Source organism: Adlercreutzia sp. CNCM I-6207 (assembly GCF_977072305.1).
Map to the genome: position 1 here is coordinate 1 of NZ_CDRVLZ010000047.1, position 1,626 is coordinate 1,626.

The 1,626-nt window shown below is 67.3% G+C and carries 1 protein-coding gene; it reads right to left on the bottom strand.

All coding sequences use genetic code 11. The features are described 5' to 3' along the window. Positions 1-28: 28 nt before the first annotated feature. Positions 29-1,474, bottom strand: coding sequence for a UPF0236 family transposase-like protein (locus ACW4QM_RS11450; RefSeq protein WP_418379698.1), 1,446 nt, complete (start codon positions 1,472-1,474; stop codon positions 29-31). Positions 1,475-1,626: the final 152 nt, after the last annotated feature.

The window sequence follows — 1,626 nt, forward strand, 5'->3', positions numbered from 1 at the left end:
GACGGCGTAAAGTTGATGGGGGTAATTCCTATCCCAGCACAGGGACCATGCCCTTGTCTATCCCCGCCGCATGGCGAACTTCGGCCGACTTGCCGACGAGACTGGCTCTATGCGGCGGCAGGTAGCCGCTGCCAACGCATTCTACCACCTTGCCCGCGCCTCCCGCCAGGGCGCTCAGGATCCTGCGCTCGCGCTGCTCGGCGCGCCTCGGGGTCAGCGAGCGCGAGCGGGTCAGGGACGGGATCGCCCGCTTCGAGGACTTCCGGCTGATCACCCTGGCCATCGCCGATGCGCCGGGACGCGACCAGGCGCACGGGACGCTGTCCATGCGCGAACCGTACAGATGCTGGTTCTCGGACTCCATCGTGCCCAGCGAGGGGCCCTCGACGGCCACGAGGTCGATGTTGTTGCGCAGGTAGCCGACCACCTCGCCCGCCCTCTTCTCGCGGGCGATGCCGAAGTCGCGCATGGCCTCGAGCAAGAGGCACGCCTCCTCCCTGTCGCCGTCGTTCAGCACGTCGAGCACGTGCCAGGCGCCGCGGGCGTTCTCCTTGTCGAAGCAGGAGAGCACGGCGCGGTTGACATGGAACGGGTCGAGATGGCCGGTCGACCTGACCTTGGCCGGGAAGAACTCCGTGCCGCGCTTGCACCACCCCTCGCCGTCGGTCCCCATGTGGCACACCTCGACCTTCGACAGGTCGAACTTAGTGCCGATGGCGGCGATGCCCTGGGTCCAGAACGCGTCGGGCGATCCGACGCAGCCGTGGTGGACGCAGTCCGTGCGCCTGGTCTTCTTCCCCGCCTTCTCCTTCGATCCGTAGGCGACGAGCGCCTTGATCTCGACGCGGTCGGGCTCGCCCCCGGCAACGCCCTGGAGGCTCACCCATGTCCCGTCGGCCTCGACGAGCACCTGCTCGGACTCGATCTCGCCGGGCGGCGTCACGCCGTTCGCGAACAGGTCCTCCGCGAGCGCGGCGTCCTCCTCGGCGCACAGCGCCCCGGCCGTGCGCAGGGAGTTCATCACCGTCGTGGCGCTCACGCGCGAGCCGTGCCGCGCCATCAGGTTGGCGGCCTTCTGGTAGGAGACGTCGGCGCCGGCCTCGACCAGAAAAGACCTGGCCCCCGGCGTGACGCGCGCGCACCAGGGCAGATCGAGGAAATCGGCCAGGGGGACGACGGTGTTGCCGTGCCTGTCGCGGGCGCGCCTGCAGCTGAAGGCGAGATCCCCGATCTCGGAGGCGAGCGTCTTCGGCCTCCGGTCGTGCACTGCGAGGCCGTCTCCCAGGGCGGCGCACAGCGACGCGTCCTTGCGCTCGAGCGACAGGGATATGGCCTCGGCGATGGCGGCGTGGCCGAGGGCTATCGCCCTCGACTCGAACTCCTCGAAGTTGATCCCCTCCTCGTCGAGGATCTCGGAAAACGACGATGCGAGCAAAGACGACGCCTTTGCCCACGGCGCTGTTGTATCATGCATCTGTCGGGTTCTCCTTTTCTCTTTGCTTTTATCCCAATGCAAGGATAGGAGAACCCTTCTAGGTTTGCTGCTCCGATTCCTCGGCCAGGCTAAAGCCTGTCCTCGAAATCGGAGGGGCTGACGCCCTCGACCCCCAAAAACTTTACGCCGTG

What these genes read in the sequence shown, in the direction of transcription:
- ACW4QM_RS11450 (WP_418379698.1), bottom strand. Translation starts at nt 1,474, where the DNA reads ATGCATGATACAACAGCGCCGTGGGCAAAGGCGTCGTCTTTGCTCGCA.